At 50.7% G+C, this 19,150-nt stretch carries 17 protein-coding genes and 1 tRNA gene; 6 read left to right on the top strand and 12 right to left on the bottom strand.

Annotated features, from left to right (window positions below; genetic code table 11):
• Positions 1 to 65 precede the first annotated feature (65 nt).
• The 8 genes from VF399_08445 to VF399_08410 form a co-directional block, all read right to left on the bottom strand.
• Positions 66 to 935 (bottom strand): hypothetical protein, encoded by an 870-nt coding sequence (locus tag VF399_08445; GenBank protein HEX7320370.1) that lies wholly within the window; start codon positions 933 to 935, stop codon positions 66 to 68.
• Between the two features lie 21 nt (positions 936 to 956).
• Entirely contained in the window at positions 957 to 1,898 is a 942-nt protein-coding gene (locus VF399_08440; protein ID HEX7320369.1) for a TonB family protein, read from the bottom strand.
• 6 nt (positions 1,899 to 1,904) lie between these two features.
• Positions 1,905 to 2,321, bottom strand: coding sequence for a biopolymer transporter ExbD (locus VF399_08435; GenBank protein ID HEX7320368.1), 417 nt, complete (start codon positions 2,319 to 2,321; stop codon positions 1,905 to 1,907).
• Positions 2,322 to 2,323: 2 nt separating this feature from the next.
• Positions 2,324 to 2,761, bottom strand: a complete 438-nt coding sequence (locus tag VF399_08430; GenBank protein ID HEX7320367.1) for a biopolymer transporter ExbD — start codon at positions 2,759 to 2,761, stop codon at positions 2,324 to 2,326.
• Complete coding sequence (locus tag VF399_08425; protein ID HEX7320366.1) at positions 2,758 to 3,411, bottom strand: MotA/TolQ/ExbB proton channel family protein; 654 nt, start codon at positions 3,409 to 3,411, stop codon at positions 2,758 to 2,760. Before VF399_08425 ends, VF399_08430 begins: the two co-directional genes overlap by 4 nt.
• A gap of 67 nt (positions 3,412 to 3,478) precedes the next feature.
• The gene (locus VF399_08420; GenBank protein ID HEX7320365.1) at positions 3,479 to 5,956 is read right to left on the bottom strand and encodes a tetratricopeptide repeat protein; all 2,478 of its coding nucleotides are present in this window, start codon (positions 5,954 to 5,956) and stop codon (positions 3,479 to 3,481) included.
• 3 nt (positions 5,957 to 5,959) lie between these two features.
• Positions 5,960 to 7,336: a PorV/PorQ family protein gene (locus VF399_08415; GenBank protein ID HEX7320364.1), complete on the bottom strand. Its 1,377-nt coding sequence runs from the start codon at positions 7,334 to 7,336 to the stop codon at positions 5,960 to 5,962.
• Complete coding sequence (locus VF399_08410; protein ID HEX7320363.1) at positions 7,330 to 8,982, bottom strand: FlgD immunoglobulin-like domain containing protein; 1,653 nt, start codon at positions 8,980 to 8,982, stop codon at positions 7,330 to 7,332. Before VF399_08410 ends, VF399_08415 begins: the two co-directional genes overlap by 7 nt.
• 328 nt (positions 8,983 to 9,310) lie before the next feature.
• Here VF399_08410 and VF399_08405 point away from each other — a divergent pair, with 328 nt between their 5' ends.
• From VF399_08405 to VF399_08380, 6 genes are all read left to right on the top strand, one after another.
• Positions 9,311 to 9,724: a hypothetical protein gene (locus VF399_08405; protein HEX7320362.1), complete on the top strand. Its 414-nt coding sequence runs from the start codon at positions 9,311 to 9,313 to the stop codon at positions 9,722 to 9,724.
• Positions 9,717 to 10,601, top strand: coding sequence for a phosphoribosylaminoimidazolesuccinocarboxamide synthase (locus VF399_08400; protein ID HEX7320361.1), 885 nt, complete (start codon positions 9,717 to 9,719; stop codon positions 10,599 to 10,601). The genes VF399_08405 and VF399_08400 overlap by 8 nt, the downstream gene beginning before the upstream one ends.
• A gap of 9 nt (positions 10,602 to 10,610) precedes the next feature.
• The gene (locus VF399_08395) at positions 10,611 to 11,603 is read left to right on the top strand and encodes an aspartate-semialdehyde dehydrogenase (protein HEX7320360.1); all 993 of its coding nucleotides are present in this window, start codon (positions 10,611 to 10,613) and stop codon (positions 11,601 to 11,603) included.
• 142 nt (positions 11,604 to 11,745) lie between these two features.
• A complete protein-coding gene (accD, locus tag VF399_08390; GenBank protein ID HEX7320359.1) occupies positions 11,746 to 12,573 on the top strand; it encodes an acetyl-CoA carboxylase, carboxyltransferase subunit beta in 828 nt (275 codons plus the stop codon).
• Between the two features lie 40 nt (positions 12,574 to 12,613).
• Entirely contained in the window at positions 12,614 to 13,690 is a 1,077-nt protein-coding gene (gene ugpC / locus VF399_08385) for a sn-glycerol-3-phosphate ABC transporter ATP-binding protein UgpC (protein HEX7320358.1), read from the top strand.
• A complete protein-coding gene (locus VF399_08380) occupies positions 13,659 to 15,785 on the top strand; it encodes a PBP1A family penicillin-binding protein (protein ID HEX7320357.1) in 2,127 nt (708 codons plus the stop codon). The genes ugpC and VF399_08380 overlap by 32 nt, the downstream gene beginning before the upstream one ends.
• Positions 15,786 to 15,847: 62 nt before the next feature.
• Here the strand turns inward: VF399_08380 and VF399_08375 are convergent, their stop codons facing one another.
• The 4 genes from VF399_08375 to VF399_08360 all read right to left on the bottom strand — a co-directional run bounded on the left by VF399_08375 (position 15,848) and on the right by VF399_08360 (position 19,125).
• Positions 15,848 to 16,555 carry a coenzyme F420-0:L-glutamate ligase gene (locus VF399_08375; protein HEX7320356.1) on the bottom strand — a complete coding sequence of 236 codons (708 nt, stop codon included), beginning with the start codon at positions 16,553 to 16,555 and terminating at the stop codon, positions 15,848 to 15,850.
• The gene (locus VF399_08370; protein ID HEX7320355.1) at positions 16,552 to 17,118 is read right to left on the bottom strand and encodes an isoprenylcysteine carboxylmethyltransferase family protein; all 567 of its coding nucleotides are present in this window, start codon (positions 17,116 to 17,118) and stop codon (positions 16,552 to 16,554) included. Before VF399_08370 ends, VF399_08375 begins: the two co-directional genes overlap by 4 nt.
• Before the next feature lie 127 nt (positions 17,119 to 17,245).
• Positions 17,246 to 18,829 carry a hypothetical protein gene (locus VF399_08365; GenBank protein HEX7320354.1) on the bottom strand — a complete coding sequence of 528 codons (1,584 nt, stop codon included), beginning with the start codon at positions 18,827 to 18,829 and terminating at the stop codon, positions 17,246 to 17,248.
• Positions 18,830 to 19,041: 212 nt separating this feature from the next.
• Positions 19,042 to 19,125: transfer RNA gene (locus VF399_08360), tRNA-Leu, on the bottom strand.
• Positions 19,126 to 19,150: the final 25 nt, after the last annotated feature.

Below are 19,150 nucleotides of genomic sequence, written 5' to 3'. Positions count from 1 at the left end.
CAATACTTACCGTATTTTATACAGATAATCACTGAAATTTCGTTACTTTTACGAAAACGCAGGGATTACTGAACGACGATCTCAATCTTTGAATATTTTGGCAACAGCCCCGGGATAAATCGCGGCGCGGTTTTGATCGCCTTGCTGGGCAGGACCGCGCGATTGATAATTTCGTTCATTATTGCTTCGCCCCTCGACTTTGCCAAAGCTTCGGATTCGGAATAGGAATATATGACGACTTCCTTTTTATAGCTGTTCTTTATGATGTTGGCGATTTCGTCCAGATACGAAGCGGCGTCGCGCGTCAGGATCTGTGAACTTTCATTGAACAGCACGCCCGATGAGACGGCTATTGTCTTGGTGCTTTTTTCATCGTAAACAACGCCGTTGAAGGTATAAGAACGGCCTGGTATGCGGGTTTGATTACCAACCGCGTCGAACGCGGTGAAAACATAGTTATAAACTTCTCCCATATTGCACATTTCGCCATTATCGGTCCGGCCGTCCCAGAACAGCGAAGTCGGCGGCAGACCCCGCTGGGCGTACCTGCGGACGACCTGTCCGTTGGCGTCGGTGATGACCAGTTCCCATGAAGAAACGGTTTTTTCGAACCTGGGGACGAACAGCGCGATGTTCCCGTACATCAACCTGGTGACCAGCGGTATCCTGAGATATTCGCTGTGCAGGTACAGGATCGGTGTGTTCATCGCGTCGATCGCCGCGTAGAGCTTGTCGTCGAATATGTATCGCTCCTGCGAGATGATCGATTCCAGGGGCGCGAACGGTTTGATCGGCGGATACAGGTAAAGTTTAGGGTCCTGGATCGTCATCTTGATCGTACCCTTGATGACCTCTTCACCGATCTCATGTTCACTTTTTGGCGGGGTGAGCGTATCCTGTTGCGCAACCAAAGCCAAGAGTATTAAGAAAATCATGGGACTCCTTTTATCGTTGCATCAGCCACAGACGAAGCGGAATGTGATCACGCCCCACTGTGATTCCTGAACGACCGTACCGGGCAGCGGCGCGAAAAGCCAGGCCTTAAGAGCGTTGACCACGGCCTGGTCCAGGTCGGGGTAGCCGGATGAACACTCGATCAGCGCGCCTTCGCGGACTTTACCTGATGGTTCGACCCAGATCTTTATTTTCACGACACCGGATATGCCCTGGCTTAAGCACCAGGACGGATAATTGGGCAGCAGTTTCTTCAATATCCCGCGGCTCGCGATCGGTCCGGCCAGGGAGATCTGCGTTCCTGAACCGGTCTCCACCTTCAATTTTTGCTCGACCTGTTTTTCCACCTGCTTGCCGATATTCGTCGTGGTCGGCGGCGGCGGTCTCTTGTCGATATTTATCGCCGGGGTCTGCTGGGTGATCCCGATCGTGCTGCCCACACGCATAGAGCCGGTCCCGCCAGTCCCCCGGGGCAGATTCTTAGATAGAGAAATAGGTCTTTCAGCAAGAATCTCCTCAGTCGTCTTGACGTTACCACCCTTACTGGCGATGTGCACGACCGCGAGCGCTCCTTCATCGCCTTCATCATAGCTGTTGAGGTTTATCGTCGCCTGTGAGCGGTCGATCGTCGTGCTCAGGTCGACAACGGCCTGAGTTGAAGCATCGCCGTATCCGCCGACGCCCGACGGTCCTGCGCCTTCAACACCACGGGCCATGTCATCAAAATTGCTGGGCGGTATCAGGTATCCGACGCGCGATTGCGGTTTGAGCGCTTCCGGCATCTGGGATGTTTCTTCTTCGTAGGTGATCTCAGTGATAAAAACACCAGAATCGGTGGTTTTATGGGAGCCGACAAACAGGAAAATAGCGAGGTGCGCCAGCACCGAGAACATGAAAAAATTGTACATCCGTTTGGGCATTGTGCGACGGTATAATAGCGCCATGGTATCCTACTGTTTCTGGATCGTGGCGACGGAAATGCGTGTTCCGCCGAGTCTCTTTACCACGTCCATTATTTCCAGGACCCGCCCGTGCAGCACATTGCGGTCCGCGCGGATGATTATCATCTTGTCATAACCTTTTTTCTGAAAGGCGTCGCTGAGGAGCTGGGGTATATCTTCCAAAGCACCTTCTTTTTCATCCACCGCGATTCGGTCTTCAGGATTGATGGCGATCGAAATATTCATATCTTCCCGTGCTTCGATCGTCTTTGCCTGCGGCAGATCGACCGATAGAGGCGATGTCACCATCATGATCGGCACGGTTACCATGAAAATAATAACCAGCACCAGGCATACATCAACCAGCGGCGTGACATTGATGTCGGTGATCGGTTGGTCCGAACCTTTGCCACCCTGCATTGCCATGCTTACCTCCCTGTCGGTTCTGCTGCGCGGCGCTTGAGCAAGCATAGATTGATGGCGCCGTTCTGTCGAGCCAGGTCAAGTACGTTGACCACCCGGTCATGGATGACTTCGGGATCGGCACTGACCGTGACGGTCTTGGTGGGGCTGCGCATGAGAAGTTCTTTCATGAGTTCGGTGAACTTTTCCGGTGTTACTTCCTCCTCGTTGAGGATTATCCGTCCATCACTCGGCAGGTACACATTGACCTTGACCTCGGTCGGCGCATCCGTGGTTGTTTCTGTTTTGGATGCCTTTGCCCTGGTCACCGAGATGCCGGACAGGTAGATGGCCGGTGCAAAAATAAGAAAGACGATGACCAGCACCAGGCATACATCAACCAGCGGCGTGACATTGATGTCGGTGATCGGCGGATTAAACTCCGGATCGTGTTTTTTCTTCATTGTTTTATTTCTCCCGCCAACTGTTTCTTGTGCAGATTTTCCCTGATGATGACCATTAATTCTTTACTTGCCACATCCATTTCCGTGTAGAAATTCTTCACTTTATTCATGAAGTAGTTGAACATGATGGCGCAGGGAATGGCGACAAATAAGCCCATCGCGGTCGTTACCAGCGCTTCAGCGATCCCGACCATGACCGCGGTTGGTCCGGCTGACCCGGCGACTTCAAGAAGCTTGAACGCGCGAATGATCCCGATGACCGTACCCAGCAATCCGATGAACGGAGCGGAGTTGCCAAGGGTCCCGAGGACGCCCAGGAAGCGTTCCAGGGTGATCCGTTCCAGCATGCGGGCGGATTCCATGAGCTCGGAAATATTGTCCGGCAGCTTATCACGGTTGCTCAGTCCCACCTTGATGACATTGGTCAGCGGCGTGTTATGATATGTGCAGAAATTGATCGCGTCCTCGTATTTACCCTGAACCGCTGAAGCCCGGATGCGTTCCATAAACTGCGTGGGATTCAACTTGATCCGGCGAAAGTGCCAGAGCCGCTCGAGCATAACCGCGACCGCGAGCACTGAACAAGCGAGCAGAATGTCGAAAACCCAGCTGATCTTCATAAGCTCAACCAGACTGATGCCTGCAATCATGTTTTTGCCTCCTTTATGATTGTAATTAATGCTTGACTGTTCATGAAAGTGCGTCTATGGTCTGCCATTATTGGCTACTCCCGCTGGTCTTGGTGGTGTCCGTCGTGGTCGGTTCTTGCGAATCCAAAACGCCCGTGCTGACCCCGGGTTCACCGAGTAATTTCCCGCAGACTTCGATGTTGTGCGCGGCGTTTTCCTGGTACTGTGATTGTGGGAAAGAATCGACCACGACCTTGAAACTGGTCAAAGCCAACCCGTAATCCTTAAGATTGAAATATGACGTGCCCAGGTTGAAATAGACGCCGTCTCGTTCCTTGCCCTGGGGAAAGTAGCTCAGATAGCGCTTGTAGAGTTCGGATGATTTTTGCCAGTTCTCAAGGTTCACCGCGCACTCGGCCGCGAGGAGCAATGCGTCGACGGCGTATGACGATGCCGGGAAATTCACGACCACCTTCAGATACTCGTCCAAAGCCTTTTCGTAATTCTTGTCTTCAAAGGATTTACCCGCGATCTGATACTGGCCATCCGCTGCCAGTTCGCTCTGGGGAAATTTATCCACGAAGACCTGCATCGCTTCCGTGGATGCCAGCCCCTTCTGGTAATAACACTGCTCCATGCCCTTGCGGGCGGCGAGCGCCTCTACCGATGTCGGGAAGAGGTCCAGGAATTTCTGGAACTCACGGATCGATTCGTCATAGTTCTGTTCGTTGTAATAACTCTGCGCCAAAGCGAGCTGGGAGGAGCGCGCAAAATCGTTCAAAGGATGGTTTTCTACTACCCAGCGGAACATGGCGCGGGCTTTTTCATACTCAAGGGCTTTGAAATAAGTGTCACCGGTGCGGAAGCCGGCCTCGGCCGCTTTCTCGGATAACGGGTAAGTGCCGATCAGCTTTTCCCATGATTGGATGGCATTGAGATAATATTGAAGGTTGTAGTACGACATGCCGGAGTAGAACAGGGCCGGGATCGCGCACTGTTCATCCTTGGGATACGTGTTGTATACGGCTTCGAATGTTTCCATTGCTTTAAGGAATTCGCCCATGTTAAAGAACGAATAGCCCATGCCCAGGTAGATCGACTGGATCAGGGTAGAATCATCGAACGGCGTTTTGCTCATGCCCGCGAAGATTTCGTTGGCTTCCTTAGCCCGGTCCTGGTTGTACAGGGAGTACGCGAGCCCGATTTTGGCATACGGTGTCAGTTCCAGCCCGAAATAATCCTTGGTAACCTTAAGATATTCCTTCTCGGCCTCGGGGTAACTTTTATTGAAGTAGTACGCATCGCCAAGAAAGTACATGGTCCGTCCCCGCCAGGCACTCGGTTCATCAGGGAAATCATATATGTACTTGCTGCCGAACGTGACCGAACGGTTGAACTCTTTCAAGTTATTGAGCGAGTACAGCAGCATGCTGGCGGCAGGTTCGCGCAGCGTGGAATTGTGATACTTGCCCAGCAGCGCCTCAAAGAACGACGCGGCGTGGGTGTAATCTTCCTTATAGAAATAGATCATGCCGGTGAGATACTCCCCGACGCTGGCAAGGTCGCCCGAGGCGAACATGACGGACAGCTGCGAGGCCGAGACCAGCGCCTGCATGGTGTCCCCGTCCACGAGCAGCGCGCGCGTGAGCTGGAGGTTGGCGTAGGACGATATCTGCGTGTTGGGGTAATTGGCACGGACCTTCTGGAAGGAACTCACCGCGCCCAGGCCGTCACCCAGGTTCATCCTGCAGATACCGAGGAAATAATTGGCGTGCGCCGCCATCAGGTTATTGGGATGGCGCGTCAAGGACAGGAGGTGTTCCGAAGCGGTCGTGTAGTCACCGTAATGAATGAGCGAAGCGGAATAAAAGAAATGAGCGTAATCGACGAGCACGGAGGTGGGGTAGTTGAGGATAAAATCCCAGAACTTGATCTTCGCACCGTCATAATCCCGGTTATAGAACAGGGCTTCGGCACGCGAAAATTCGGCCAGGACCGCAATCGGCGTGTTGGGTGATTCATCGATTATCTGCTTGAAGATGCTGATGGCTTCGAGCGGGTTGCCAAGCCGCGAAAGCGTCTTGCCGTAATAGAACCGGGCTTCCTGCAAATTGATACCGGCCAGTTTGTCCCGGGCTTCCTGGAAACTGTTGCGGAAATAGTACAGCACGCCCAGGGCAAAATTAGCGCGTTCTTCCTGCTGGTAAGCGGGGTTCTTGAGGAGTTTCTGCAGGGTATTCTCCGCTTCCTTGTAATTGTTCTGCAGGATGTCGATCAGTCCGATCGCGTACATGCATTCGGGTTCGAGGTAGGTGGACTTTTTCCGGTTCAGTATTGTTTCAAAATGCTTTTTTGCGTTTTCGTAATCCTTGAGATTGAAGTAGCACTCGGCAAGCCGGAAGCGGATCTCGTCATCGAACTCGGTCCCTTCGTATTTACTGAGGATCACGCCGAAGTAATCAGCTGCCTTGGCGTAATTTTCCTGCAGAAAAAGCTGGTGCGCGATCTCGTATTCACTGACCAGCTGAGGATAGTTTAGCGCCGCTAGAAAATATATCAGCACCATGCTTTATTCCTGCGGGACGAATTCGATCTCACCCTGGGGTCCCAGGGTTTTAATGGTCGTAAGATGGTCGCTGAAGTTGATGGTCTCGCCGCCCTTATCAATAATGACGATCTCGTAGTTGTAGCAGCCGTCGGCAACAAGCCGGCCGACGTCGTCAAGACCGTCCCAGTTCAATCTCAATGGAGGAGCATCCCAGCCGGCATAAGTACGAACGATCTCGCCGTAGCTGTTCTTGATGACGATCTGCCAGCGAACGATCTCGCGTTTTGACGAATAATGGATGTCAAGCCAGGCGACGTTCTCTTTGCGTCCGGGTGTCGGCGAGAATTGCTTGGGCGTGGCGTCGATCCAGGTGCGGAACCCGCCGAAATCGGTCGCCAGGCCGATCTTGTGGCGATATGGCAGCAGGTAGCTTGAGCTATGGTGCAGTTCGATCGAATAGTCAACGCCGAGCGTCATCTTGCCCCAGGTTTTTTTCAGACCGATGCCGGCGTTGACCGTGTTCTTATCAAACCCCGCCCGCAGGGTCAAAAGCGGCATTATGGGAATGAATTCAAGCCCAAAATGCGGCTCTACGCTCGTGTAGTCCAGAATATTTTTTACGACATCGGTCACGATCACGGCCTTGCCCTGGTATAGTTTTATGGCGCCGCCGATCCGGAAGGTCGGCGGGTACTCGTCAGCTTCTGTCACTGACGCATCCGTGTGCTTCAATGTCGGTCCGAATAAGTTCTGGACAGTTACCCCGAAAGTGTAATTGGTACGTGGCAGGATGAACAGCCCGACATCACCGCCAATGCCCATGGCACCCCACTGTGCGAGTTTCGTGGTGACGAACTTAAAATTAGTTCCCATGCTGAACAGTTTTACCGGCTGGAATGCGTAGGAAAAAATAACGCAGTTCAGCGAATACCTGATATCTGAATATTCGTTCATATTTTCATCGCGGGAATCGATATCATCAACGCCAAAATTGAGAACACTGATGCCGATTGTGCCGACCCGACGCGTGGGCAGGGCATAGCCGAGATATTCAAGCCGGCCGCCCCATAACTCCAGATAAGACATTTTGACATTATGGGAATAAAGCTGGGCAAGACCGGCGGGATTATAGTAGGTCGCCTCCTGGTCATCAGCCAGGCCCGTGAACGCCTTGCCCATGGCGAGAGTCCTGGGACTCACGCCGTAGTTAAGGAACGCGCCGGCAATGCCGCCGTCTTGAGCGTTAGCGACAGAAGTTAGTAAAAAGACAGTAAGTAGTAAAAAAAGAACGGCAGTATCGCTGCGCTTGCAGTATCGCCTTCGGCTCGCAGGAGCCGCTTCCTGCGTTTCCTGCGAATGTAATGATCCTGCGTTTCCTGCGAGTTTGCGGATTACCATATCACACCCACCTTTATTCTTTTTTCCAGAAAGATATTGGTATGCATGTAGCCTTTGAAGACGACATAATAGATCCCGCTGGCAACGCGCTTGTGCTTGTCATTGCGGCCATCCCAGGTTATGACATTAAGGCCCTGGCGAGCTCCGTTCTGGCCCGGGGCGATATCCTCGCGATGAACGAGGTTCCCGAACGGATCGTAGATCGCGTATATTACGTTACAGCTGCTTGAGAGGTAATACATGAATCGCGTCTGGCGGCCGGAACTGATCGAACCGAACGGATTCGGGAAGGCAACAAGATTGCCTTCCATCACCGTGGAATCCGGGATTATAACATAACAGGTAGTGGATTCTGCATAGTTATCGGCACTGACCAGGATAGTGTCCATTTCATTGAAATACCCTGATGACACCGCGAACTGAGACTGGCAATAACCTCCAGAATTCGTATAGACCGCCTCGAAAGGAGGTACTATAAATCCGTGGCCAGCAATCATTGAAAAAGACACGAGTTTACCTTCTATCGGTGTGCCGTTCCGGTCATTAACAGTGGCCCCAATAATGGCATACGTTCCCGGTGAGATCGTATCGGGATCCACGGTGATGATAAAATCACTGGCGCGTGCCAGTATGGTCACCGGGTTTTCATAACTGACGATGCTGTTGGTGATATCCGTTGCAGATACTGATTTTTCACCGCTGGTAGTGAATTGCGCCAGGAACTGCGCCTCTCCGTTGCTAAGGTTTTGAGGAGCAGGATTGGAAAAGCTCGACGAACCAGAAAGCTGGATGAGATATCCCGAAGCAGTCGTCCGGTTCCACATGGTATCAGTTGCATAGACCATAATAACAAAGTCTTCGGATACGTACTGGTCGTTTGTCACTCCGGATTTTCCCGGCGTGTTCATGATGGAATGTGTGGTATCGCCGGGCAGGAGTGTATCACCCGGCAGGAGTACGAGCAATCTTGAGTATTGGGCGGCATAAACGGTTACCGTTGATGATGTATCGCTTTTTATCGACGGGTTGGTCACATCGCGGAAGATCATTATCCTTGATCCAGCGGTCCGAAAGGCCAATGAAAAATTAGCGATTCCATTAGTCGTTTGAATTGACGGGGGCGAGATGAATGGATCATTGCTCGCGCAGTTCACCGTGTGGTTCGTCGTATCGATGATATTTGAGTATCGGTCAGTGACATAAACCGTGATCGCGAACTGCTCTCCGGCAGTCTGTCCAATAACTGTCCCTGACTTGCCGGCCAGCGTGCCCGGTTCATGGGTCTGGTTGGGCACAAGGGACAGCAATTTTATAGGTACATTTGGTTGAACAGTGAAACTGTTTGATTGACCGGTATGCCCCGCATAATCGTCGCAGACCAGCGACAGTACTACCGCGAGCGTGACCATCATGCTATCCGTGCATGTTCCGTTCGTGAATGTGACCTGTTTAAAGCAATAGGCAGGACCAAGCGATGTATAGACGTATGGATGTCCGTTATAAGTGGTCACGATCTGATTGGCGGCATCGAAAGCATACATAGTGACAGAAAAAGAATCTCCAACCGTTTGCGGGGAATTTATCGTGGCAAAACCGAAGTGATCAAGAAGTTGACTGCAAATGAACAAGCTTATGATTGAAAGCAAGGTAAGCCTCCTTTTGTCCTCAATTTCGAATTCATCATCGCAGATTTAAGTCTGAACTGAACCATGAATCCTTTAAATTGAGTCGGCATAAAATATTAAAAATTATATATAGATAAAATCCGTTGTCAATGCTATAGAACATATCTAATAGTATTGATTATGCAATAGTTATGCCTGTTACAAAATACTTAAGTCCTGAAATTTCTTATTATAATATATATATAATAAATAGGAGACATGACAAATTTCGCAGACCATGCACAAAAGTGCAATTATGATAAAGTGGGATATCACATTGACAATACTAAAAAAAAATGTATAATGACCTATGCCAAATAGGATAGTAGTGCATTATCTTGATGGTCACATCGAACGCGGTTATACCACTGATTTCCAGTCGCACAAAGAGGTATTCCATGTGATCACGAAAGAAGAAAACAGGGATAAATCTCTGCCCATCAAGCTTATCAACTTAAAAGCGGTGTTTTTTGTCAAAGAACTCTTGGGCAAATCAAGGTCGCGCCCCGTGGCCAAAAAGACTTTTGAAGAATTTAAAGATAAGAACCTTGTCGGTAAGAAAGTAAAGATCGAATTCAACGACGGTGAGACCCTCTACGGCCTGACCCTCGGTTATTCGCCCCAGCGCCGCGGTTTCTTTTTTACCCCGCTAGATCCCGAAAGCAACAATGAAAGGATCTTTGCGGTCTTGAGCGCGGTGAAGGACATAACATTCTATGAATGAAGCGATCAGTACATTGAACATCGAAGGATTTAAAAAATTCAAGTCCGGAAAAGTACGGGAAGTATTCAGCGTCGATGATCGCATCCTGATCGTGGCGACCGACCGCATCTCGGCATTTGACTGGGTCCTGCCTACGCTGATCCCCTTAAAGGGCCGGATCCTGACCGGACTATCCGTGTTCTGGTTTGAAAAAACCAGGCATATCACGGAGAACCATTTGATAACTTCCGATATCGACGCCTACCCTACGGCTTTGAAAAAACACCGGGATATGCTGCAACACCGCTCCATGCTGGTAAAGAAGGTCAAAGTATTCCCGGTCGAGTGCGTTGTGCGCGGCTACATCTCGGGTTCAGCGTGGAAGGATTATCAGGCAACGGGTATGGTGACCGGTGTAAAATACGCAAACTTGAAACAGTGCGATAAATTCGCCGAACCGGTCTTCACGCCGGCGACAAAAGCCGAATCCGGGCATGACGAAAATATAACTTTCGAACAAGCGGCCAAGCTCATTGGCAAAGAACACGCCGCGCAGCTGCGCGAAAAAAGTATCGCACTTTATACTTTTGCCCATGACTACGCGCTGAAAAGGGGTATTATCATCGCCGATACGAAATTTGAATTTGGCCTGGCCGACGGGAAGATCATGCTCGCGGATGAGATCTTTACCCCGGATTCAAGCCGTTTCTGGGAAGCGGGATTATACAAACCCGGACAGGACCAGCCTTCATACGACAAACAGTTCGTCAGAAATTATCTCATAAGCGTCAAATGGGACCGAAATTCGCCGCCGCCTGATCTACCCGCCGAAATCGTTGAAAAAACCGTCTCGCGGTACAAGGAAGCCTTTACGCGGTTGACCGGTAAGAACCTTTAAAGGACAGTGATCATGAGAAATGTCGCGGTGCTGGGAGCCACTGGCTTGGTCGGGCAGGAAGTCATCAAGATCCTCGAACAGAGGAATTTCCTGATGGATGAATTATTCCCGTTCGCATCCGAGCGCAGTGAAGGACAGAAGGTGATATTCAGGGACCGCGAATTTGATATCCTTGCTGAGTACGAGAGTTTCCTCGACAAGGCAGATATCGTCTTTGGATGCCTGGACACGGATCTATCCAGGGAGATCGTTCCCAAATTCGCGGGCCGATCGGTCGTGATCGATAATTCGGCGGCATACCGCGAGGATCCGGACGTACCGCTGGTGATCCCTGAGGTCAATCCTCAAAGGATCAAGGAACATAAGGGAATAATCGCCAATCCCAATTGCTCGACGATCCAGATGCTGGTGCCGTTATGGCCGCTGCACAAAAAGTTCAAGATCCGCCGGATCTTTGTCGCCACCTACCAATCGGTCTCCGGTTACGGAAAGGATGCGATCGAGGAGCTGCAGCTGGAGCACGAGTATCTTGCCATGGGCGTGAATATCGAGAAATTCCCGGAAAGTGTTTTCCCGCATCCAATCGGCGCCAACGTGATACCGCAGATCGGCGACTTTGACGAGGCCGGGTACACCAAGGAAGAGAACAAAATGATCAACGAGACGCGCAAGATATTCGAGGATAACGGGATTCTGGTATCACCGACCTGTGTTCGGGTCCCGGTTCTGATCAGCCACAGCGAAGCCGTGTCGATCGATCTGGAGCAGCCGGTTTCGGTCAATGAAGCGAAGGAACTGCTGAAGACCGCTCCGGGTGTTGTTGTCCTGGAGGAAGACAAGGATTACCCCGTACCGGTCCAGTGTGCCTGCCGGGACGAGGTTTTTGTCGGCCGGATCCGCAAAGATCCGGCGTTCGAGAACGGTCTGGCCATGTGGATCGTTGCCGACAACGTGCGCAAGGGCGCGGCTTTGAACGCGGTCCAGATCGCCGAACTGCTGTAATATCGGCATTCCGCAAGGCTAACCTCAGGTTCCGCAGGAACCACCGGTTCTGGAGGAAAGCCTTGCCCTACATGGTTCAACCATAAACCATCGCTGATCTGCCTTACCCTTGACTTTTCCACAAAACACGGTAAAATAACACATGTGGTTTAAAAAGAAAGTTCAGGCAAAACCCGAGGAAAAGCTGGTTTTGCCCGAAGGCATCTGGGTCAAGTGCGACAGTTGCGGCGAGATCCTGTACCGCAATGAGCTGGAAAAAAACCTGTGGATCTGCCACAAATGTAATTTCCATTTCAGGATAAACTGCACGGATTATATCAGCCTGTTGCTTGATGAGGGCAGTTTTGAAGAATATGATGCCGATTTGGAATCAGCCGATCCCCTTGAATTCCCGGAATACAAAAAGAAAATAAAGCGAGACCAGCAAAAAACCGGTCTTAAGGACGGTGTGATCTACGGTCAGGCCAAGATCAGCGGCCGGCTGGTCGTATTCGCGGCGATGGATTTCAGGTTCATGGGCGGCAGCATGGGTTCGGTCATCGGTGAAAAGGTCGCGCGCAGCGTACGTTTGGCCTGCGAAAAAGAGGTCCCGCTCATTATCCTGTCCACCTCGGGCGGCGCCCGGATGCAAGAGGGGATATTTTCCCTGATGCAGATGTCAAAGACTTCTGCCGAACTGGCCTTGCTGGCGCAGAAGAAGATCCTGTTCATCTCCATCCTGACCAACCCCACGACCGCCGGCGTCATGGCATCGTACGCTTCGCTGGGTGATATCATCATCGCGGAACCAGGCGCGCTGCTTGGTTTTACCGGTGCGCGGGTCATAGAACAGACGATCGGCGAAAAACTGCCGCCGGGTTTCCAACGCTCAGAATTCATGATCGAGCACGGGCTTGTCGACATGCTCGTATCGAGGAAAGATTTGAAGAACACTCTGGTCCGGATATTGAATATCGTCGTGCCGAAATAGATAATCAGTTTATCAAGATCGATAGTGAAATCGACGCATCATGGCTGAGATCAAACTTGAAAATGTGACCAAGGTTTTTGAAAAGAACGTGCCGGCCGTCAGCAGGGTCGATTTTACCGTGGCTGACCGTGAGTTCGCCGTCCTGCTGGGCCCATCTGGATGCGGCAAAACCACGATCCTGCGCATGATCGCCGGCCTTGAGGATATATCCGGCGGCCATATTTATATAAACGGCATGATGGTCGATGATGTCCCGCCCCATAAACGCGATATCGCGATGGTCTTCCAGAACTATGCGCTGTATCCGCACATGACCGTCTATGACAATATGGCGTTCGGGTTGCGGATGCGCAATTACCGGCGGGCCCAGATCGAAGATATGGTGATGAAAGCCGCTGATATCCTTGACATCAGGGGGTTGCTGAAGAGAAAACCCAGGCAGCTTTCCGGCGGTCAGCGCCAGCGGGTCGCCCTGGGCCGGGCGATCGTCCGGCAGCCGAAATTATTCCTTTTCGATGAACCATTGTCGAATCTCGATGCCAAGCTCAGGGTCCAGATGAGGACAGAGATTGCCCGTCTTCATAAAAAATTAGGGTCCACGGTGATCTATGTGACCCATGATCAGGTTGAAGCGATGACGCTGGGCGAAAAGATCGTCGTGCTCAGTGACGGCGAGGTCCAGCAGATCGGCAATCCCCATGATATATACCATAAACCGGAAAACCGTTTCGTTGCCAGTTTCATCGGAATGCCGCCGATGAACTTTTTCCGAGGAAAAGTGACGATGCACGACGGCTCCCTGATCTTGAGCAACCACTCCTGCGCGATGGCGCTGGATACAAAATACAAAAAATATCTGGGCGAGGAACTGATCGTCGGGATCAGACCGGCTGATTTTTCGTTCGATGCCGCCGGCACGCCAGTTCCCATCATGGTGGAAATGATCGAACCCGTTGGCGGCGAGACCTATGTTTATGGAAAATTCGGCGATGCATTGTTCCAGGCCCGGGTGCCTGAAGGCTGCACTCCCCAGGTCGCCCGCGAGCTGCAATTGAGGATCAGCCCTGACCGGCTGTACATTTTCGATGGAAAAAGCGAAAAATCACTTCGAGCATAAGGAAAACCTTATGAAAGCCAGCGGTAAAAAGCGCCACCGCTTGAGAGTGATCCTGATCCTGGCGGCGTCGCTCGCCGTTGGTTTCGGCGCCGGGACATACATGGCCGTGGTCCGGGGCTTGCCGCCGGTTGAATCGATCGCGATGTTCAACCCGCCGGTGGCGACGAAGATCTTTGACCAGGACAATATTCAAATCGGCGAATTTTTTATCGAGCGCCGCGAATTAACGAACTTTGCCGAAGTCCCCGACTACCTGAAAAAAGGTTTCATTTGCATCGAGGACAAGCTTTTTTACCAGCACTGGGGCGTGGACATCAAGGCTCTGCTCCGTTCATTGATCGTGAACATTTTGCACTTGCGGGCGGAACAGGGGTTCAGCACCATCACCATGCAGCTCGCCCGGAACATGTTCCTGACCCAGGAAAAGACACTCCTGCGCAAAATGAAGGAGATCATGCTGGCGATACGCATCGAAAAGGCGTATACCAAGGACGAAATATTGGAAAAATATTTCAACCAGGTGAATTTTGGCCAGGGACGGTATGGCGTGGAGACCGCGGCGCGCTATTATTTCGATAAAAAGGTCAAGGATCTGAACCTTAACGAATGCGCGCTCCTGATCGCGCTGCCAAAGTCGCCGGAAAGCTATTCTCCATACAAGTATCCGGACCGCGCGCGGACGCGGCGCAACCTCGTGCTGAAGGAAATGCTGAAGGAACATATCATTTTGGAAGAGGAATATGAAAAAGCGGTCCAGGAATCGCTCGCGGTCGTGGAGCATAAACCCCAAAAGGCAGTCGGCGAATATTTCATGGAGGAATTGCGGCGTCATCTTGAAATGAAATACGGCGGCGAATTCCTCTACCGGAGCGGCGCCAATATTTACACGACGATGAATACTACAATGCAAAAGGTCGCCGAGGCGGTCCTGGAAAAACACCTTGCGCAAATGGAGAAAGAATACAAATTCAAGAACTCAAAATCCAAGATCGATTCGATCGGTATCGATGATTCTTTGAACGCGACGCCTTATGTCCAGGGCGCCGTTGTGATCCTGGACCAGCATACCGGCGAGGTGAAAGCGCTGGTGGGCGGACGCGATTTTGCCCAGAGCAAGTTCAACCGGGCGACCCAGGCGCGCCGGCAGACCGGCAGCGCTTTCAAGATATTTGTCTTTGCGGCAGCGATCGATAACGGGTTCACGGCCGCCGATGTTCTGCTCGATCTGCCGATCGTGCTCGAGGTTCCGGGTCAGGACAGCATCTACCGGCCGTCCAATTATGATCACGAATTCCTTGGTCCGATCACGCTGCGCAGGGCGCTCGCGCTTTCGCGGAACCTGGTCGCGATCAGGTTGATCAGAACGATCGGCCCGGACCTGGTCGTCAGGTATGCGCATGCGCTTGGTATCAAATCGCCCCTCCTGCCCGTGGTTTCGCTGGCGCTGGGCAGCTGCACCGTGACCCTGCTTGAACTAACCAGCGCGTTCAGCACGATCGGCAACATGGGCGTGGAGAACGAACCGATATTCATAAGGCGGATAACCGACAAGGACGGTACGGTCATCGAGCGTAATGAGCCGGAATCCGAACGCCGGCTATCGCCGCCGATCAGCTATGTTATGGTCAATTTGATGAGATCGGTCGTTGACAACGGGACCGGGATCGAGGTCCGGAAATACTACCGGGGCCCGGCTGCGGGCAAGACCGGCACCACTGATAATTACTCGGACGCCTGGTTCGTCGGGTTCACGCCCAAATACACGGCCGGCATCTGGATCGGATTTGACGACAACCAGCGCATCTACCGGGGTGCCACGGGCGGCGTCGTGTCCGCGCCGATCTGGGGCGATATCATGAAGCAGATCGATACCCTTATGACCGGTGATTTCCCGATCCCGGATAACATTGTTTGGTGCAAAATCTGCCAGACATCCGGTCTGATCGCCACCGATTACTGCCCCAAACCCAAGGATGAAGCTTTTATCGCGGGTACCGAACCCCAGAATAAGTGCGATGTGCACTCGTTCGCCGACCGGATCGAAGAAGAAGTCGAGTTCGAAAAGATCGACAAATCGGCGCTGCAGGGATACTAAACAACAGTAATTAGTAAGTAGTGATTAGTAATTAGAAAAAAATCCCAAAAAATAAACAGATACTAATTATTAGATACTCGTCTCACGATACACAGCGGTGTTTGCTGGCTGGATTGTCCTAAGGGATTATCGCGGAAAACGTTCTTGCCGAACTGCTCCGTAATATTTTTGCTGGATCTGCCCAGCACGACGACCCCCAGGTCGTTGGCGTCGATTATTACCACCTCATGACCGAATTTTTCTTTCAATAACCGGGCGACCTTGTTCGGATTTTTAGGACCAAGTTTCGCGTACTGGTTGTAAGGCGGCAGGGTATAATCGCATGGACCGTCGATCGCGGCGACCCGCTTGCCCGCGATCACGTAGAACATTCCCTTGATGCCGAAAAGTTTGGTCACGGCAGAGACCATGGCGGCGAGCAGGATAATGAATGCGCCTGCTTCCCGGATGGCGAGCTCCATGGTCCAGGGACTGCCCAGACCGATGCCGTGAGGTGACTTGTAGACGAACTTGACCAGGAACCTGGCTAACCACGAGGGTTTGATATCCTTTATTGGATAAGCCCGTCCCTGGGTGATGGCAACGACGCGTTCGCTGATAAAGATCATATCGCCGGCCTGCAGGTGAGGTTTGACGTACTCATCGACGATCTTGAAAAGATCGTCGCCGGCGCTGATGACGTGGGTTTTTACGGGCAGGCGCGAATATAAAACGCCTGCGAGTTCGATGTTGAGCTTTTTTCCTTCGTTCGGTTGCCAGGAACCGTTCATTTTTGAAAGTATATCAGAGCACATGACAATGTCAATACGGGTAAAATCCGTGAAAAAACCACAAACCTCAATACATAGATCAAGTAGATGACGATCATGACGAGGAGCGTCGACAGTTCATGGGCTAAGTTCTGGAAACTGAACCGTACCATTTTAGGTTCTTTATTTATAAGGTACTCGTCCTCGGTTTTGATGATGATGCTGTATTCAACGAGAAAAAGAAAGATCACCAGTATTGAAAACAGCACACCAGGATTAAACAATACAACCGTCCCGTACACCAGCAGTAAGTTGCCGAGATAGATGGGGTGCCGGTAGAACCGGTATGGACCATTGACGATCCTGTATTCGGCCAGGATCGTAGTGCCCCGCGAACCTTTGCCGACGTATGCCGCAGCCCATGACCGGACTGCCAGACCAACCAGCGTTAGGACAACAGGTACGACCAAGGAATAAGGGCGTTTGGATAGTAACACCAGGGCGATAAAGAACGGTACGGCAATAACAGCTCTGTAACGGAAAAAAAAATTACCTGCTCGTAAGATGTTTTTCTGTTCTGTCATTGCGAGCAAGCTTTGTGCGCAACCTTATAAATTCAACCCTCACCTTATTCCTCTCCCTTTGTAAGGGAGAGGGTAGGGGTGAGGGATAAATGGTGTCCCGAGGTACGGAGGGGAAGCAATCCCAGTTCTATTCATTTTTTATTGGTTTATATATATACCAATCCCCGATCTTTTCCTTCAGCATGTAGCTGTTCGCAATCGCCGCGACTATTTCAGGTGTGAATCGTTCTTCATCATAAGATCCCTGAGTATCAGATCCAAGAATAAGCAGACTAAATTTTTGAATATCGATGTCCCGTACGAACCGGCTCTGATCCCAAAGCCCCTGGTTCTTAAGCTGGGTAAATTCGAACGGCTGGTAAAGCACTTTTCTGTTATTCAGGATCAGAATTCCTGCGTCTTCGGAAATGATATCTCCTGGAGCAGCCTGGATCATCGTTGATATGCGCTGTCCTGTTTCGCGGTCGATTTTAGATGGTGTTTTGCCGGTGATGAACGGGAGATGCGCGAACAGGATCAGTTGTGCGATAAGCAAAGCAGGCAGGATCAGCTGTGTTTTGGTATTTTCCATTAGTTCGTTAGCGCACAAGCCAACGACGATGCTTCCTGCCGCGATAAGTTCCAGAAAGTAATTGACATTGGAACCGATCTTGCCGATGGAAAGCGCGACCAGCGCCGCGACGATGAAATAAATCGAAAAGAACGACAGGATGTGTTTTTTGACCGGTGAAAAGATCATATAAGCGATGGAAAGAGTGATCAATATCAGATGCGTCTTTAATAGAGACGCGTACATTTTGATGGCGAACAGGAAACTATAAGGATTGGCATTATACAGCACGTTATTTCGGTATAGTTCGCCAGCGGTTAGGGTATTAAAAACTAAAAATACGACCGAATAGGATAAGAGAGTCATGACAATAAATAAAAAGCCGCGGGTTCGGTTTATGAAAAATAAATAAACAGCAAATGCGATCGGGGCGGCCGCATATGTTTGTTTTGTGAAAAGCGCGGCTGCAAAAAACAGGGCCGAAAGGTACATGATTTTTTTATTGATATTCTTAAGCGCGAACCAGATACCAAAAATACTCAAAAAAAGCGCCAACGCGTCAACCCGGACCTGGGTAGTTATATTGTACACGTATGGTGAAGCCAAAAATAGCAGGGAAGTAATTAGACTAGCACGCTGCCGGTGTCCGTTGGTATTTATTTCCATCCCTCGCTCATCGTGGCAACATTGCACCCCCTCCTTTTTTCTCCCCCCTTGAGGGCAACGTGGAAAAGGATCTTTCATTATATTTGGTGTCCCTGTGGGAGGAGGGTTAGGGTGGGGGGGATAATGATTGGTGTCCCGTAAGGGAGAAAGGGTAAGGGGGGCATTCCTGCAAATATCATAAATGAAATAAGCGCAGGCAATAATGGCGAGAAATGAGATGATCCGGCCCCAGGCGAACGAAACGCCGAAGAGCTTGACGAAAAGACCGCAGAGATAGGGGTAAACAGGAGGATAATTTGCCACTAAAAAGGGATAATCGGTGATGCCATTATAGATCGGTCTGCCTTGGGCGATAGTGAACGCCTGGTTCAGCAAGAAACCTTCCGGGTATGATATTTGATAAGGATAGACAATGATCAGGATCGAATTTACAACATAGAAAAGAAGGTAGATAACAAGTAGAGCAAAAACGATACGCCACAGATATTTTGCCATGCTTTACTAATTTGTTAAACGAATGATAGCGAATTCAACGAATGACAATTCTTTCATAACTATTTTATATGATAGGTCTGCATATATGATATGGTTTTCGTCTACTATGGGTTGTTTCAATTCGTGTTATTCGCCTTTTTAATATTCGAATAATTCGCAATTAGGTTTTATTTGTATCATTCGTCTGCTTAAATTCGTTTTATTCGTAACTATGCCGGAGAGGGGATTTGAACCCCTATGCCCTTGCGAGCGCTAGGTCCTGAACCTAGTGCGTCTGCCAATTCCGCCACCCCGGCTTTGCAAATAATATTCAGATTTTCC

It is taken from the genome of bacterium (assembly GCA_036382775.1).
Classification (GTDB): Bacteria; Hydrothermota; Tepidihabitantia; order SM23-42; family JAOAFX01; genus DASVHD01.
This window is presented reverse-complemented; position numbering and strand designations above follow the sequence as displayed.